At 60.2% G+C, this 17,309-nt stretch carries 12 protein-coding genes; 5 read left to right on the top strand and 7 right to left on the bottom strand.

Features of this window, described 5'->3' with window-relative positions; all coding sequences use genetic code 11:
- Positions 1-7: 7 nt before the first annotated feature.
- From JAO77_RS19575 to JAO77_RS19560, 4 genes are all read left to right on the top strand, one after another.
- Positions 8-1,123 (top strand): CaiB/BaiF CoA transferase family protein, encoded by a 1,116-nt coding sequence (locus JAO77_RS19575; protein ID WP_235998516.1) that lies wholly within the window; start codon positions 8-10, stop codon positions 1,121-1,123.
- 93 nt (positions 1,124-1,216) lie between these two features.
- Entirely contained in the window at positions 1,217-2,491 is a 1,275-nt protein-coding gene (locus JAO77_RS19570; RefSeq protein ID WP_198992121.1) for a zinc dependent phospholipase C family protein, read from the top strand.
- A gap of 48 nt (positions 2,492-2,539) precedes the next feature.
- A complete protein-coding gene (locus JAO77_RS19565) occupies positions 2,540-3,841 on the top strand; it encodes a zinc dependent phospholipase C family protein (protein ID WP_198992120.1) in 1,302 nt (433 codons plus the stop codon).
- A 187-nt stretch (positions 3,842-4,028) separates the two neighbouring features.
- Positions 4,029-6,629, top strand: a complete 2,601-nt coding sequence (locus JAO77_RS19560; RefSeq protein WP_198992119.1) for a M14 family metallopeptidase — start codon at positions 4,029-4,031, stop codon at positions 6,627-6,629.
- 129 nt (positions 6,630-6,758) lie between these two features.
- Here JAO77_RS19560 and JAO77_RS19555 read toward each other — a convergent pair whose 3' ends face one another.
- From JAO77_RS19555 to JAO77_RS19535, 5 genes are all read right to left on the bottom strand, one after another.
- Positions 6,759-7,571 (bottom strand): RlpA-like double-psi beta-barrel domain-containing protein, encoded by an 813-nt coding sequence (locus tag JAO77_RS19555; protein WP_198992118.1) that lies wholly within the window; start codon positions 7,569-7,571, stop codon positions 6,759-6,761.
- Positions 7,572-7,699: 128 nt separating this feature from the next.
- Positions 7,700-8,212, bottom strand: coding sequence for an RlpA-like double-psi beta-barrel domain-containing protein (locus JAO77_RS19550; protein ID WP_198992117.1), 513 nt, complete (start codon positions 8,210-8,212; stop codon positions 7,700-7,702).
- A gap of 306 nt (positions 8,213-8,518) precedes the next feature.
- Positions 8,519-9,871 (bottom strand): TolC family protein, encoded by a 1,353-nt coding sequence (locus JAO77_RS19545; RefSeq protein ID WP_198992116.1) that lies wholly within the window; start codon positions 9,869-9,871, stop codon positions 8,519-8,521.
- 152 nt (positions 9,872-10,023) lie between these two features.
- Entirely contained in the window at positions 10,024-13,137 is a 3,114-nt protein-coding gene (locus tag JAO77_RS19540; protein WP_198992115.1) for an efflux RND transporter permease subunit, read from the bottom strand.
- 61 nt (positions 13,138-13,198) lie between these two features.
- Positions 13,199-14,260: an efflux RND transporter periplasmic adaptor subunit gene (locus JAO77_RS19535; RefSeq protein WP_198992114.1), complete on the bottom strand. Its 1,062-nt coding sequence runs from the start codon at positions 14,258-14,260 to the stop codon at positions 13,199-13,201.
- Between the two features lie 173 nt (positions 14,261-14,433).
- Here JAO77_RS19535 and JAO77_RS19530 point away from each other — a divergent pair, with 173 nt between their 5' ends.
- On the top strand, positions 14,434-14,829 hold the full coding sequence (locus JAO77_RS19530) for an MGMT family protein (protein WP_198992113.1): 396 nt from the start codon (positions 14,434-14,436) through the stop codon (positions 14,827-14,829).
- Positions 14,830-14,836: 7 nt separating this feature from the next.
- On the opposite strand, the gene JAO77_RS19525 is transcribed toward JAO77_RS19530, so the two are convergent.
- Positions 14,837-15,544 carry a hypothetical protein gene (locus JAO77_RS19525; protein ID WP_198992112.1) on the bottom strand — a complete coding sequence of 236 codons (708 nt, stop codon included), beginning with the start codon at positions 15,542-15,544 and terminating at the stop codon, positions 14,837-14,839.
- Positions 15,545-15,711: 167 nt separating this feature from the next.
- Positions 15,712-17,124, bottom strand: a complete 1,413-nt coding sequence (locus JAO77_RS19520; protein ID WP_198992111.1) for a hypothetical protein — start codon at positions 17,122-17,124, stop codon at positions 15,712-15,714.
- Between the last annotated feature and the right edge of the window lie 185 nt (positions 17,125-17,309).

The raw sequence follows: 17,309 nt of genomic DNA, 5'->3' as shown, positions 1-17,309 counted from the left end.
TATCCCTATGGCACTTTCGCTTCCCTTCGCTGGCCTGCGCGTATTGGAGCTGGCCGCCGTGCTGGCCGGCCCCCAGGTGGGGCAGTTTTTTGCTGAGCTTGGGGCCGACGTACTCAAAATAGAGCCCCTAGGTGGCGACGTAACGCGCACTTGGCGCGTGCCCGGCGATGACCCCGACAGCTCGGTATCGGCTTATTTCGCCTCGTCTAATTGGGGCAAGCAAGCCAAGGCGCTCGACCTCACGCAGCCCGCTGCCCAGGCCGAACTACGCCAATTAGCCCGCGTGGCCGATGTGCTGCTCGCCAGCTACAAACCCGGCGACGCTGCCAAGCTGGGCGTAGACTATGCCACACTGGCCGCCATTAATCCAAGGCTTATTTATGCGCAGCTTACGGGCTATGGGCCGGGCTATACCCGAGTGGGCTACGATGCCGTGCTACAGGCCGAAACGGGCTTTATGCACCTCAATGCGGCTAGCCCGCACGACCCGCCGCAGAAAATGCCAGTAGCTTTTATCGACCTTTTTGCGGCGCATCAGCTTAAGGAAGGCATCCTCACGGCTCTGTATCAGCGCGAGCGCACCGGCCTAGGGTGCCTGGTTGAGGTCAGTTTGTTTGATAGCGCCTTGGCCTCGCTGGCCAACCAAGGGGCCACCTGGCTCACGACCGGTCATGACCCCGTGCCGCTGGGCTCGGGCCACCCTGGCATTGTGCCCTACGGCACCGTGTACCGCGCCGCCGATGGCCAGCGGCTGGTGCTGGCGGTGGGCACCGACGCGCAGTTTCGCACCTTGTGCCAAGTGCTGCAGCGCCCGCATTGGGCCGATGAGCCACGCTTCGGCACCAACCCGGCGCGGGTGCGCCACCGTGCCGCCCTCGAAGAGTTGCTGCTGATGCGCATAGCCGAGCTCAACGGCTGGGCTCTGCTGCACGAGTTGGCGCGGCTGGGCGTGCCGGCCGGGGCGGTGCGCACCGTGGGCGAAGCCCTCACGACCGACCTAGCCCAGCCGATGCTGCTGCCGCCCACGCCGCCTTTCCCGGCCCTAGGGCTGCGTACGGTGGCATTTCGCAGCTCGGCGTGGCCGGTGGCAGCCACCCTGGGCGCACCTCCCGAGCAGCCCTGAGGTAGGATAAAAATGCGCAGAATATAGCAAAGTAACGCGAAACCTAACTCCACCGTTGAGGTTGCTTACACCGCTTCTTTCGCTCTTCTTTCCGTGCATTTACTACGCTTTTTCATTGGGGCGCTGCTGAGCTGGCTGGTGCTGGCCGCCCGGCCCGCGCAGGCCTACTCCGTGCTGAGTCACCAGGCCAATATCGACTCGTGCTGGGCTCCGTACATCAAGCCGACGCTAGAGCGGCGCTTTCCGGGGGGCACGCCCGATGAGCTGCGCGATGCGAAGGCTTATGCCTACGGCGGCTCCATTATGCAGGACATGGGCTATTATCCATTTGGCTCGCACCTGTTTACCGACCTGGCTCACTACGTGCGTTCGGGCGACTTTGTCGAAAACCTACTCAAGGGCGCCAAGGACCGCAACGAGTACGCTTTTGCCCTAGGTGCCCTGGCGCACTACGCGGCCGACATCTACGGGCACGAGGTAGGCATCAATAAATCGGTGCCGCTGCTGTTTCCAGAATTGAAGAAGAAGTATGGCCCTGTCGTCACCTACGAGCAAGACCCCATCGCCCACGGCCGCACCGAGTTTGCCTTCGACGTGACGCAGCTCGCCGCGGGCCGCTACCGCACGGCGGCCTACCACGACTTCATTGGCTTTAAGGTGAGCGAGGACTTGCTGGAGCGGGCCTTTGTGCAAACCTACGGGCTGCACTTGAAGCAGATAGTGCTGAACAAGGACCTAGCCATTGGCTCGTACCGCTTTGCGGTGCGTAACCTTATTCCGCTAGCTAGCCGGGCCGCCTGGCGCGCCAACAGGCACGAGCTGCGCACGGTGAACCGGCGCATCCGGCGCCGCGACTACATTTATAAGGAAAGCAAAAGCAAATTTGAGGCGCAGTACGGCACGCAGTACGAGCGGCCGGGTTTCGGGGCGCGCATTCTGGCCGGCGTCATTCAGATTCTGCCGAAAGTGGGTAAGCTGAAGTCATTGAAGTTTATTGCGCCCACGCCCGAAGCTCAGCGCATTTTCAGCCAAAGCTTCCACGAATCGGTGGTGAACTACGCCCTGCTGCTGAGCCGGCAAACCGCTACCCAAGGCCAGGCCTCGCACATGCCTAACGTGGACTTTGACACCGGCCACCCCACCAAGATAGGCGAGTATCCGCTCGCCGACCGCACCTACGGCGAGTGGGTGCGCGAGTTGGCCAAGGACGATTTTAAGCAGGTAACGGCCACGATGCAGCAAGATATTCTGGCGTTTTTCAATAGCGCGGCCATTTCGAAAGGGCCCGTTGACAAAGACGAGAAGGAGAAGGAAAAGCGCCGCGAAACCTTGGAAGCAGTGGCCAAGCTGCGCGCCCTGAAGCTATAAACCGCTGCCGCCAATCAAGTCCGCCCACTCGCTTTTGCCCTTGCTGCCATGCGCCTGTTTCGCCTTTTGCTCCTGCTGATGCTGCTGGCCCCGGCGGCCCCGGCGGCGGCGTATTCGGTGCTCACGCACCAGTCTCTCATCGACTCGACCTGGGACAAAAGCCTACTGCCGCTGCTGCAGCGGCGCTACCCCGGCGCTACGCCCGACCAGCAAACTGAGGCTAAGAGCTATGCCTATGGTGGAGCCATCATCCAGGACATGGGCTATTACCCCCTGGGGGCCAGCCTATTCACTAACCTGACCCACTACGTGCGCTCGGGCGATTTCGTCCGTAATCTGCTGCGCGGGGCCCGCAACCGCAACGAGTATGCCTTTGCCCTAGGTGCCTTGGCGCACTACGCCTCCGACAACGAGGGTCACCCCGAGGCCACCAACCTAGTGCTGCCCAATACCTACCCCGAAAAAAAGGCCGAATTTGGCCCTGTGGTGACGTACGAGCAGGCGCCCATCAACCACACCGAAGTCGAGTTTTCGTTTGATGTGGTGCAGATAGCCGCAGGGCGCTACCGCTCGCAGGAGTACCACAAGTACATCGGCTTTCGCGTCGAGAAGGTGCTGCTAGAGCGGGCCTTCCGCCAAACCTACGGCCTAGAGCTGGGGCAGGTATTGTTTAACGTAGACGCTAGTATTGGCGCGTTTCGGCTGGCCGTCAATCAGCTGCTGCCCGCGGCGGCGCGCGCCGCCTGGCACAACCAGCGCGACGAGATACACAAAGCCAGCCCTACGGCCCGGCGCCGCGACTACGTGTACCACACCAACCGCCGCAAGTTTCGGCGCGAGTATGGCAAGGAGTATGAGTGGCCCGGCTTTGGGGCGCGGCTGCTCTCGGGCATTCTCAATATTCTGCCCAAGGTGGGGCCGTTGCGCGTGTACCGGTTTAAGGTGCCGGCTACCAAAGATGTCGCCCAGTTTCATAAGAGCTACAGCGCCTCGCTGGCCAGCTTTCGGGCCCTCACGGTGGCGCAGCCCACCGACACCGCCGCCCTTGCCCCTAGGGTGCCCAACACCAACCTAGATACCGGCAAGCCGACCCACCCCACTGATTACATCCTGGCCGATGTGACTTACGACGAGCTGTTGCGCGAGCTGCGCAAGCGCAAGTTTGAGCACCTCACGCCTGCGCTGCAGCAGAATATCATAGCGTATTTCGCCGCTGGCCCGCCCCCCGGCGCGCCGCCCGCCCGCTACACCAAAGCCACCGAAGACGAGCAGAAAAACTCGAAGAAGAACCGCCGCCGCCGCCAAGAGGCGCAAGAAGCGCTGGCCGAATTGCAAGGCCACAAAATGTAAGCTGCCGCTTACCTAGGGCAAGTAGTAAGAGGACTTAGTAACAGCTACCACAGCGGTAACGGCTGACGCTTAGGCTGGCTTTATCAAGGAAAAGTCTTGCTTATACCACGAGCAATCATGTAGGAATAGCCAGGGGCGCGTGCGTTATTGCGCTCTTAACCTTGGCTTAAAAAGCCGTTGCTCCTACATGATACGACGCACTACTACGAACACACAACGGGTTTTTTCACGACTTTTTGCAGCGGCGGGCCTGCTCACCGCCCTAGGTGGCCACGCCCAAACCACGGCCGCCGATGCGGCTGGGCCGCTGCTCACGCCGGCGCAATTTCTGGGGTATGAGCTGGGCACGCGCTTTACGCCGCAGGCCGACGTGAACCGCTACGCCGCCCACGTAGTGGCCCACTCGCCCGGCCAAATGAAGCTGGTGCGCTACGGCCAAACCTACGAGCACCGCCCGCTGCAAGTAGTAGAAGTGGCTAGCAAAGAGAACTTTAGTAAGCTCGGCGAAATAGCCCACAACAACCGCCGCTTGGCTAGCCTCGAAAGTGGCACTGCCAGCCGCCAGTTGCCCGCCGTGGCCTGGCTCAGCTACAACGTGCACGGCAACGAGGCCGTGAGCTCGGAGGCCGTGATGCAGGTACTTTACGACCTAGGTAATGCCAACGACGCCGAGGTGCAAAAGTGGCTGCAAAACACGGTAGTGCTTATTGACCCCTGCGTGAACCCCGACGGCCACGACCGCTACGTGAACTGGTACAATCGCGTGCACAACCAGACGCCCAACGCCTCGCCCTACTCCTGGGAGCACCGCGAGCCCTGGCCCGGCGGCCGTTATAACCACTATTACTTCGACTTAAATCGCGACTGGGCCTGGCAAACCCAGCAGGAAAGCCGCCAGCGCATTGCCCTCTACACCCAGTGGATGCCGGCCGTGCACGCCGACTTCCACGAGATGGGGCCCAATAACTCGTATTACTTCTCGCCGGCCGCCAAGCCGTTTCACGCCGACATCACGCCGTTTCAACGCAAGTTTCAGGGCGTGATTGGCGATTACAACGAGAAGGTATTTGACAAGAATAATTGGCTCTATTTCACCCGCGAAGTCTACGACCTGTTTGCCCCGACCTATGGCGACACCTGGCCCAGCTTCAATGGGGCCATCGGCATGACCTACGAGCAGGGTGGGGGCGGGGCCGCCGGCCTGCGCTACGGCCGCACCGATGGCGACACGCTGACCCTGACCCAGCGCATTGCGCACCACCACGCCGCCAGCCGCGCCACCATTCAGGCCACCGCCGAGCACCACGACGAGCTGCTACGCGAGTTTCAAACCTACTTCACTACGGCCAAGACCAAGCCTGGTGGCGAGTACAAAACCTTCGTTATCGCGGCCGGTAACGACCCTGGCCAGCTGCGCAACTTCACGCAGTACCTCGACCGCCAGGAAATCAAGTACGGCTTCGCGCCCAAGCAAGTCAAGACTAAAGGTTTCAGCTACTTGTCGAACAAGACGGAAACGGTGCAAATCGAGCCTCGCGACATCGTAGTAAGCATGTACCAGCCCAAGTCTACGCTAGTGAAGGTGCTGTTCGAGCCGCGCCCCAAGCTCGAAGACTCCTTGACCTACGACATCACGGCCTGGGCCTTGCCCTACTCCTTCGGGGTGAAGGCCTACGCCCTACCCGGCCAACTGGCCGCCAACAGCGCTACCCCCGCACCCGCTATGGTGAAGGGCAGCGCCGCCACTGCCGACAAGCCCTACGCCTACCTGGCCCGCTGGAACAGCCTGCAAGACGTACGCTTTCTGAGCCGCTTGCTGCAGCAAAAAGTGAAGGTGCGCTTCGCCGAAAAAGCGTTTGAGGCCGAAGGTCAGAAGTATCAGCCGGGCACGCTCGTTATCACGCGCACCGGTAATGAGGGCCTAGGGCCAAAATTTGACCAATTGGTGCGGGCGCAGGCCGACTCGGCGGGCACTGTGGTGCAGGCGGTGAAGTCAGGCTTCTCGGCCACTGGCAGCGACCTAGGGTCGGGCTCGGTGCACCCGGTGAAGGCGCCTACGGTGGCCCTGGTGGCCGGCACCGGCACCGATGCCACAGCCTTTGGCGAGGTGTGGCACTTCTTCGAGCAGCAGCTCGGCTACCCCATCACAGTACTAGGTACCGACTACCTCAGCACCGTGCCGCTAGCTAAGTTCGACGTACTAATCTTGCCCGATGGCAACTACGCCGATGTGTACCCCGAGCGCGCCCTCGACGCCCTCAAAACCTGGGTGCGCGGCGGCGGCAAGCTCATCGCCATGGAGGGCGCTGCCCGCTTCTTGGCCGATAAGCGCGACTTCTTACTAAAAACTCGCCCTGCCAGCGACAGCACCACCACCGGCAAAACCGCCCGCGCCAATCCATATAAGGCACTGCGCCGCTACGGCGATGCCCAGCGCCGCGGCCTCGAGGAGCAGGCCCAGGGCAGCATCTACCGCGTAGCCCTCGACAACTCGCACCCATTGGCCTTCGGCTATGGCGACACGTACTACGCCTTGGTGCGCAATCCCCTAGGGTATAAGTTCTTGCCCCAAGGCGGCTGGAACGTGGGGGTAATAAAGAAGAACAGCTACGCCGCCGGCTTCACCGGCAAGCAGGCCCAGCCGCAGCTGGTCGATACGTTTGTGCTGGGCGCGCAGGACCTAGGCCGCGGGCAGGTAATCTACCTAGGCGACAATCCGCTGTTCCGCGCCTTCTGGCAAAGCGGCAAGTTGCTGTTTGGCAATGCTGTGTTTCTGGTAGGCCAATAAGCAGCCCTTGTAGTATAGGCTAGCTATAATAAATAAGTAGGGGGAGCCACCCAACTCATCGTTCTCTAAAGGCGATGAGTTGGGTGGCTCCCCCTACTTGTTTAGGTGTTGCAGCAACTTCAGCGGTACCTAGGCTACCCGCTTTTTCGAGCGCTTCGGCAGCGTGGTGAGCTGAGTTTTTGCCGCCTTGCGTTTTTGGTGAGCCAAGGATGCTAGGCGCTTAGTGCGGCTAGCTTGCTTTGTGCTGCGCTTGGTCGCGTGCGGTGCGGCAGCCACTGCCATCTGCTTACCACGGCCTCGGGTGCGCGGCTTGGTATGGTGCTGCGCCAGTTCGCGCCGGGTGCTTGCGCGCCGGTTAGCTAGGGCGGGCTTTTTCGCAATCTTGCGAGCCAGCAGCGAACGACTAGAGTCGCGGCGACGATTTGGCGCTGATACTCGCTGCAGCTTCACGCCTACCTGCGAAATGCGAACATGCTCGCGTGGGTGCACCAGCACATCGAGGCAGTGATGGTAGCGCCGGTTCATGGTGTCGTGCACCGTGTACACGCCATCGAATGCCGGGGAGATACCCTGCACCCGCACTTTGTCACCAAACGCAAACGGACCGCCCCAGGGGCGCAGTAAGTCGCGGGAGAGCGCCAGCCAGCGGGTGTGGCTGCCGTAGCCTCTCGGAATGCGCGAGTTGTCGGCTGTCACAAAAGGCTTGCTATCGGTTTGGCTCGCTACGGCCTCATAGGCAGTCGCCTTTACCGTGTATACCGCGCTGGCAGCAGCGGTGCGGCGCGCGGCCGTAGTGCGGGCTGCTGCCGTGCCGAGTAGCACCAGCAGCAGGGCGCCCAGCGCTAGCCAGCCTAGGGTAGTAGTGCCAAGCCGGCGGCGGATAAAGGATACCGGGCGTAGGCCAAGGGCGAGGCTATTGCGCAGAGAGGTAGGTTTAGTCAAGTGCTCTTGATAAGTGAATCGCTGCGTAGGCCCAGCGACCTAGGCGCGCTGCATTGGCGGGTGGGCAGCGTAGCAGCCCTAACGAGTAAGCACCAGCTAGAAGTTCACCAAAAATCCAGCCAGCATTACTATAGCGAAGCCAGCTGCAACTTGGCCCCCGCCTTAAACAGGTCGACGTGCTCGCGCGGGTGCACTAGCACATCGAGGCAGCGGTGGTGGCGGCGGTTCATGGTGTCGTGCACCGTGTACACGCCATCGAGAGCGGGCGAAATGCCGTGCACGCGCACCGTGTCACCATAGGCGAATGGGCCGCCCCAGGGGCGCAGCAAATCGCGGGATAGCGCCAGCCAATGGGTGTGGCTGCCGTAGCCTTTCGGAATGCGCGAGTTGTCGGCCGTCACGAAGGGGTCATCATCCGTCTGGCCGGCCACGGCTTCGTAGGCAGTGGCCGTTACGGTGTAGCTTTTGGGAAGCTTGACGGGAGCTTTTACGCTGGCTATTGCCGGCGTGAGGCGCGCGGGCTTCAGGTCAAAAAAAGTAGCAAAGGATACAGGCCGGCGCGCAGGAATAGGAGTAGTAGAAGACGAGCCCCAGCCTACAATTGCTAGGAATCCACAGCTCAATAATCCAATTTTAGTCATCAGATAGCGGGTTTGTTGGCTGCCAATTTAGCTCGGCAGTAACAGCTTTTGAGCTCATTTTTACGATGAGACAAAGCTTTAAACAACTCGCTGTCTGTAAATGTTTTAATGTTAACTTGGGATTACTCAAAATGTGCGTTTACGTAGGCGTAAAGCCATTTTTAGCGGCGCCCTAGCAGTGAGCCAGCAGCCCCAAAGCAAGAGCGGCCGCGACAGTAGCTATGCTCGCCAGTTTCTACTAAACTGAATAGCGAAGCTACCGCCGCGGCCGCTGGCCGGAGGACTGGTAAAGTCAAAAAAAGGTGCCTAGGGCGCGAGCAGCGCTGCTAGTTGCCGCAGCGTTATCTCCGCCGACTTGGCATTGTAGCGGTACGTCACGAGCCGGTAGCCCGCATCCTCGAAGCTTTGCTGCGCGATGCGCACGTCTACCAGTGTGGCGATGCCGGCATCGAGGCGCATTTGAATGAGCTTGAGCAGCCGGCGGGCGGTGGTATAGTTCTGCTCGGCGGTATCGACCAAGGTCAATGTTTGCTCGTAGGCTAGCCAGGCCTTGCGGGCGTTCACAAGGTTGTTTTGCTGCACGATGGTGCGCTGGGCTTCGGCAGTTTTTGTATTCACGCGGGCTACATCGACCAAGCGCTTGTTTACCCCGCCGGTGTAGAGGGGCAGCGTGAGCCCTAGGCCCCCATAAGGGCCATAGCTTTGGTTAAAGAGCGTATTACCGACCGCGTTTTGCGCCCGATTGTAGTTGGTGCCCGCGTTCAGGCTCAGGGCGGGATAGCGGTTGGCCTGAGCTAGGCGGGTCAGCAGCTCGTTCACACGCACCTGGCGGTCGGCGGCCAGCAGGTCGGGGTTGCGCTGCAAAGCGGTTTCGAGGTCAGCCCAACGCAGCGAGCGGTCTACCGGAATGGTGTCTTCCACCGCGATGGGCGTGGCTAGGTCGAGGGTTAGCGCCCGCAGCAGGTCAGCCTTGGCTTGCTGGGCGGCCAAGGCTTGCTGCTGTTGGGTTTGCAGCTGGGCGTTGAGGTCAAGCTGGGCTTGGAAGCGGTCGGCGTTGTTGGCCAGGCCCACCGCCTGCCGGGCATCAATGAGGCGCAGCTTCTGGCGCGATACCTCTACCGACGCCTCTAGAGTACGAATGTAGCGCTGCTGCTGCACCACGGCGTAGTACTTGAGGCTGGCGTCGGCCAGTATATTCTGCACCGTCGAGTTGAGCTGCAATTCACTGATTTGCTGCAACTCGCCGAGGCGCTTGCGATTAGCCACCACGTAGCCGCCATTGTAGAGCAGGTAATTACCCGCCAGGCCCACCGCGTACTGCGTCGAGCGGGCGCCGGTGGCCTGGCGCGGGTCGCCCACGTTAAATTGCTGCCGGGTGTTGTTAATCACCACGTTGTTAGTGGCCGTTAAGCCCACCGTGGGCAGCCCGCCCGCAAAGCCCAACGTGTTTTGCAGGCTTTGAACCTCAACATTGTTTCGGCCAATCTGAATGTCGAGGCTATTCTTGAGCGCCGTTTGCAGCGCGTCGCGTAGCGTAAGCACGGGCGCCCGGTCGTCGGCCGCCGCTACGGTGGGCGGGGGCACGGCGGGCGTGGGCGTTTGGGCCAGGGCGGCGAAGGGGAGGCTAACGAGCCCTAGGCCGATGAGGAGGGGTTTCATGGAAAGATGGGCAGCAAATACGTCCGTCATGCAGAGCGCAGCGAAGCATCTCGCGTGGTGAACTAACTTCAAAAACGTTCGAGACTACTGCGTCACGCGAGAGGCTTCGTCTCTACTTGAGGCGCAGAATACTCTGCATGACAATCGACTTTTTACGCGGCTACTTCGGCGGGCTCGTGAACGGAGGCTAGGTCAGCGTCGCCAGCTTCGGGCTTGCGCTCCTTCCCGATGAAGGTATACACGGCCGGAATCACCAGCAGTGTCAAAATCAAGGAGAACAGAATGCCGCCCACAATAACGGTGCCCAGCGGCTTGCGGCTGGTAGAGGCCGCTCCGAGGCTGAGGGCAATGGGTAGGGCACCTAGGGCGGTGGCCAGCGAGGTCATCAGGATGGGGCGCAGGCGCTGCTGGGCCGCCAGGCGCACGGCCTCGCGCAGCGGCAGGCCGGCGTCGCGCTGGTGGTTGGCAAACTCCACGATGAGGATACCGTTTTTGGTCACGAGGCCGATGAGCATAATCATCCCGATTTGCGAGAAGATATTGAGCGTCTGGCCCATCAGCCACAGACTGAGCAGCGCGCCCGCCAACGCCAGCGGCACTGTGAGCAGGATGGTAAGCGGGTCGCGGAAACTCTCAAACTGCGCTGCCAGCAGCAAGTAAATGAGCACCAGCGCCAGCATGAAGGCAAACGCCGTATTGCCGGAGCTCTCGGCAAAGTCGCGCGACGAGCCGGTGAGCGCCGTCGAGAAGGTAGAGTTCAGCGTTTTGTCGGCAATGGCCTGCATGGCCTTCACCCCGTCGCCCACAGTTTTGCCTTCGGCTAGCTGCGCCGAGAGCGTGGCGGCCTTCAAGCGGTTGAAGTGGTAAAGCGTGCTGGGGTTCGAGTTCTCAACTTGGTGCACCACCGACGACAGCGGAATGCTCTCGCCGCGGCTGTTGGTCACGTAGAGGCGGCTGATGTCGTTAGGGGCGCTCCGCGAGTTGCGGTCTACCTGCCCGATTACTTGATACTGCCGGCCGTTAAGTAGGAAGTAAGCCATGCGCCGGCCACCAAAGGCGCCCTGCACGGCCGCCACCACGTCTTGGGTAGTCAGCCCTAGGTCCCTGATTTTGAGGCGGTCGAAGGTAAGCTGCACCTCGGGCTTGTTGAACTTGAGGTTGGCATCCACGTTCTGGAACGTGGGGTCTTGCCGGGCGGCCGCCAAGAACTTGGGCAGGGCCTCCCGAATGCGCTCTAGGTCGGTGTTTTGCAGTACAAACTGCACCGGCACGCTGCTCTTGGCCCCCGAGCCCACCGCAATGGTCTGCTCCTGCACCACGAAGATGCGGGCGTCGTTGAAGCGCTTCGTCTTTTTGGTCAAGTACTTAGCAATGTCATCCTGCGAGCGCGTGCGCTCGTCGGGCGGCACCAGGCCCACGCGCACCTGCGCCGTGTTGGCGCTGCCACCGGCAGGCGTGCGGGCAAATACGAAGTCGTTTTCGGGCACCGAGTCGCTGGTAAACGCAGCCACTTGGGCACTGATTTTTTCCATCGCATCGAAGCTGGTGCCTTCGGGCCCCGTCAACACCATGCGCACGCTGCTGCGGTCTTCGAGTGGGGCCAGCTCGGTAGGAATGCCCTTGCCGATAAAATAGATGAGGCCCGCGCAGGCCGCTACCACTACCCAGGCCAGAGCGCGCACTTTCAAGAAGCCACCTACTATGCGCCCGTACCAGCTTTCCATGCCCTGGAAGAAGGGCTCGGTCATGTCATAGAACTTGCCGTGGCCGCTGCCTTCCTTAGTAGTGTTTTCGCGGTGCAGCACCACGTTGAGCACCGGCGTGATGGTGAGCGACACGAACGCCGAAATCAGCACCGCGCCCGCTACTACCACCCCAAACTCACGGAACAAGCGCCCCGTGAAGCCTTCCAAGAAGATTACCGGCAAGAACACCACCGCCAGCGTGAGTGAAGTCGAGATAACGGCAAAGAAGATTTCCTTGCTGCCTTCCAGCGCCGCCGTCTTAATATCCAGGCCTTCTTCCAGCTTGCGGAAGATATTCTCCGTCACCACAATACCATCGTCTACTACCAGGCCCGTGGCCAGCACGATACCTAGGAGCGTAAGGATATTGATGGTGAAGCCCGCCAGGTACATGATGAAAAACGTGGCCACCAGCGAAATCGGAATGTCGATGAGCGGGCGCAATGCCGTGAGCCAGTTGCGGAAGAAGAAGAAAATCACGACCACCACCAGCCCGAAGGAAATGAGTAGCGTTTCCTCCACTTCCTCAATCGAGTTGCGCACGATTTTGGTGTTGTCGGTCAAGATGCGCATCTGGATATCCGACTTATTTTCCTTCTGCACCTCGGCCAGGCGCTTGTTAAACTCGTCGGCGATGGCCACGTAGTTTGAGCCCGGCTGCGGCACCACGGCCAGGCCAATGGCGTAGGCGCCGTTCACCTTCCAGGCTTGCTCGTAGCTTTCGGGACCTAGGACCACGCGGGCCACGTCGCCGAGGCGCACGATGCCGTTTTTGTCTTCGCGCAGGATGAGGTTGCGAAACTGCGCCTCGGTGGTGAAGCGCGCCATCGTGCGGATGGTAAGCTCGGTTTGGCCGCCGTAGATTTTGCCGGCCGGCACCTCCACGTTCTCCGCGTTCAGGGCCTGCTGCACGTTTGTAAACGACACTTGGAAGGCGTCCATCTTGGCCGGGTCTAGCCACAGGCGCATGGCGTAGCGCTGCTGCCCAAAAATGTTGATGGCCGACACGCCATCAATAGTTTGGAAGCGCTGCTGCAAGTTGTTCTCCGCAAAGTCGCTGAGGTCCATCAGGTTCTTGGTGCGGCTCTGCACGGCCAGAATCAAGATGTTGTCGGAGTTGGCGTCGGACTTCGATACCACCGGCGGCGCGTCGATGTCCTGCGGCAGCGAGCGCACGCCCTGGCCCACCTTGTCGCGCACGTCGGAGGCGGCAGCTTCTAGGTTCACATCCAGGTTAAACTCTACCGTGATGTTGCTCGACCCTAGGGAGCTGCTGCTGGTAATTGACTTGATGCCCGGAATACCATTAATCTGCTTCTCCAGCGGCTCCGTTATCTGATTCTCAATTACGTCGGCATTGGCACCCGTGTAGGAAGTGCTGACGCTGATAATCGGCGGGTCGATGGCCGGGTAGTCGCGCAGGGCCAAAAACGAGAACCCCACCGCCCCAAACAGGATGAGCAGCAGGTTGAAAACCGTCGCCAGCACCGGGCGCTTGAGGGATAGCTCGGATATATTCATTAGTAATGCTTTATAACATCTGTCATCGCGAGGAGACACGACGAAGCAATGACAGGCGATTTTATTTCGTGCTTCTAACTTTCACCGGCTTACCGGGCTGCGTAAACAGCACGCCATTGGTCACCACTGAGTCGCCGGTAGCCAGGCCGCTCACGATGGCGATTTTATCGTTTTGGCGGTCGCCGGTTTTCACGTTTTGCATCTGGGCCTTGCCGTGCTTCACCAGCACTACCTGGTCCGATTTGTCGCCCGGCATAATGGCATTGGTGGGTACTACCACGCGCTGCCGCGCCGCGCCGGTCGGCACCTGCACCCGCGCAAAGGTGCCGGGGCTCACTTGGGCGCCGGCCGGCAGCAGGGCGCGCACGGTCAGGTTACGGGTAGTTTGGTTAATCTGGCTTTCCAACGCTTGCACGGTAGCCGGGTAGCGGCGAGGCGGGTTGCCGCCGAAGTTCACCGTCACCACTTTGCCGGCCCGCACGAGGCTGCCATAGGTTTCGGGTAAGGTAAAATCGACCTTCAGCTTGTTGTCGGCCTGCAAGGTGGCGATGATGGTGGTTGGCGTCACGTAGGCACCGGGGCTCACCTGGCGCAGCCCTAGGATGCCGGTAAAGGGTGCCCGCACCACCGTTTTGGCGATGAGCGCCTGGGTATAGGCCGCATCGGCCTGGCCGCTCTGCACCTGGCTTACGGCCAGGTCGTAATCGGCCTGGTTTACGCCCTGTACTTTCAGCAGCTTTTCGAGGCGGTTCACCGAGAGCTGCGCCACCCGCAGCACGGCGTTGGTTTTCTGAAGCTGGGCGCGTAGGTCGGCGTCGTTGATGCGGGCAATAATAGTGCCCTTGCTCACGCGGCGGCCTTCCTGCACGTTGAGGCTAGTGATGCGGCCGCTCACCTCGGGGTGCAGCTCCACAAAGTCGTTGGCCACCACGGTGCCGTTGGCCTCCACCGAGTCGCTCACCGAGGAGGGCCGGGCCACGAGCACATCGACCAGAGCGGGGCCAGCGTTCTTTTTGTCATTGCCTTTGCCGCCTTTGGCGTCGTCGGGTTTGGCGTGGCAGGCCGCTAGCAGGGCCAGGGCACCGCAGGCCGACGTGAGGCGGGCCAGCGTTAGAAAGCGCATAGGGGAGGCGGATAGGTAAGGCAGTTTTGCCAAGGCAGAGCAGCGAAAAAAAGGTACTACTGAGCAGCCAGGCAGGGTGCCCGGCAACAAGCCCTAGGTACTTAGGGTTCAGCAACAGCCAAGGACGCCGCCGCCCGGTGGCAGTTGCACCCGCCTGGCCCTAATTTCCGCCCATGAAAAAAACTGCTGGCCCGCCCCCCGCCGCTCCGGTCTCGCCCCCCGCCGAGCGCAATTTTTTCCAGGATGTGCACGAGGTGGTGCGCCTCATTCCGCCAGGCCGCGTGAGTACCTACGGCACCATTGCGCACTATCTAGGGGCCCGGCAGGGCAGCCGCGCCGTGGGCTACGCCCTCAATGCCAGCAACCTCGATGCTATTACGCACCGCCGCGACGCACCCGTGCCCGCCCATCGCGTCGTCAACCGCCTAGGGCAGCTCACAGGGCGGCACCACTTTCCCACGCCCACTGCCATGCAAGAAAGGCTGGAGGCCGAAGGCGTGCGGGTAGAAGATGACACGGTGGTCGATTTCAAAAAGCTACTCTGGGACCCGGCCTCGGAACTCGAGTAGGTAAGTTTTACAAACTTGCTGTAAGGGGAGGCAGTAAGTCCATTAACTGCCAAAACTGGTCATCTTCAATTCTTCGAAGCGAGCGGGTGTTAGGAAATTTGTTTTTAAAAATTCGTTCGCTCAAGGGTGTAGTCAACAGAATCGGACTTTTAAAATCAAGCTTTATTGGTTCGGTGATAATGAATATCTTGTTATGATTAACCTTTTCTCTATATCCTGCATCCCAATTATTTATCCTTTGAGCATAGTTAAAGGATTTTATAGCATCAGGCTCTTTATTTAATTCTTCTAACTCCTTCGCGTAGCTCTTAGTGTCTAAAAATCCTCCGGTTAGATTAAAATTGAGCGGATTGTTGCCATCTACAAAGCAGTTGCTAGGTAGTGATAACGCTTTAGAACGGTACCAATTCGCAGCCTCCTCATGTGTTGTGTAACGCTTTAATACTTTAAAGCCTCCAACTAGATATCGACCCAAAGCTGCAGCTGGCTCATAATTACGCTTGACTGTAGTGTAAGCCACATAGTCGCCTTCCTTAAGGCGAACCGCCCCTTGGCTACCTCTGCAAATAGCTGTCATGGAAGGAAATTGACTCTCAAAATCTGGCTCGCGCCGACACGAAGCATCAATAAAGCGCGGTAAATTATGATTTATAGCAGCTTGCTGTCCAAACTGGGTCCAGATAAGCGGCCGGTAGGAATTTAGGTAATAAGCCATAAATCAAAAGTATATTATTGCATATAATAATTATGTATATTATGAAGTATTGTTCTGCTATTTTAAAAATTATAAACTCATTTTAAAGTGACTATCCTTTGTGTTACATGCTTAGCATTATTACTTGTGCAAGTAAGAGTGACTTAAGCAAAATGTATTCGAGCTTCTTATTTCCGCAACCTATCTAGCTCATCCAGGTCGGCCAGGCCCTGGGCAGTTGGTACCCACTGCCACAGCGGCGCCTCGGGGCTGAAGCTGACGCGCAGAAAGTTGGGCTGGGCTACGTCGGGCAGCAGGTGCTGGCAGGCGCTGCCGCTGGTGCCATCGGTGAGGCACAGGCTAAACAAAGTATCGTAGTAAGGCCAGGGCAGCTCTAGGTACTGGCCAGGGCGCAGGGTACCGGCTTGCTTGCCATTGAGCCACACTTGCACCTGGGCCGGCCCTGCGGCCTGGGCGGGCCGATACACGTATACGTAGGCCGTATCGGGGCGAATGGGCGCACGCAGGCCGGGGTAGGGGTAGAGCCCACCCGACTGCATATCAACGGCGTAGCACACGGGCACATCGGTGACGACGGCCGGCACTTTAAAAACTCCGCTGCTGTAGCCGGCCTGGGCACGGGAAGCTGCCTGCCGGCGCTGCACTTCCTCATCGGGCAGGGCCGTGCCTACCGTGGTGAAAAACGAGCCCTGCCGCCGCAGCGGAAAGAAATGCTGGTCGTGCTGCACAAACACGCCCTGCCCATCCGAAAAGCCCCAGATGCCGGCCGGCTCGGCCCAGCGCCCTAGGCTATCGAATACCAGTGGGCGCACCCACGGCACGCGCTGCCACTGCTGCCAAGCCAGTAAGCTGCGCAGGCGTGGCTGCACGGTATCGAGGCGCAGGGCGTGGCGGTCGTCGGGCTGATTGGCCAAAAACTGCGCGAAGCTGTGGTAAATACCCCGCCGCGGCAACTCGCGCAAAATGGCCGGCTGCCTAGCCACGGGCGTGCGGCTGGGCCGGGCCACCGGCGCATCGGCCGGCAGCTGGGCCAGCGTGCGGGCCGGCTGGGTTGCTGCCGCCGCCCAGTCGGCTTGCGATAGCTGCCCGAGGCAATAGCTCAGCAGCAGGGCCAAGTGGCCCGCGTGCTGTTTGGTTACTTCCGTGCCCTGGGCGCTGGTGTGCGAGGCAATGCTTTGCACAAAGTGATAGCCATCGGGCCGGTGCAGGTAGGCGTCGAGGCTGAGGTAGGCCGTGGCGCCTTCCCTTCCCGGAATGTGCTCTTCGTTGAGGCGCAGCTGCCGCACGCATAGCACCAGCGGGTGGTCGGTAGGCCGGGCGGGCAGCTGGCGTTGGATAAAGTCGGTCAGTTCTGGTGCCAGGCCTTGGCGAAAGGTCACGGCAAGCGCTCGGTTGTTGCTCAGCCCGCGGTAGGTGTAGCCTATTGTTTGGTTGTCGTGGCGCCCATCTAGCACCTGCTCCACGGCTAGGGTGCGGCTAGGCACCTCCAGGCGCTGGCGGCTTAGGTCGAGGTAGTACTCCTGGGCCCGTGCCCCCAGGCTGGCCGTTGCTAGCAGTAAGCTGAATAAAAGCTGCTTCATAGAAGTAGGTAGGTGCCCTAGGTGCCTAGTCAGGCCAGTTTTGGGCAGAAAGTAAAAGCTAGGCGCTAAACTACTCGCTTGGCTTTTTTTAGCCAGGGCCTACGCAAAACGCGCTTGTCCTTACAGCTTGATTTTACCAAGACATGGGAATGGCTCTGCTAAGAGCCTGTGTGGTTTTTGTAAAA

Origin of the sequence: Hymenobacter sp. BT559 (assembly GCF_016427535.1) — a bacterium.
GTDB lineage: Bacteria > Bacteroidota > Bacteroidia > Cytophagales > Hymenobacteraceae > Hymenobacter.
This window is presented reverse-complemented; position numbering and strand designations above follow the sequence as displayed.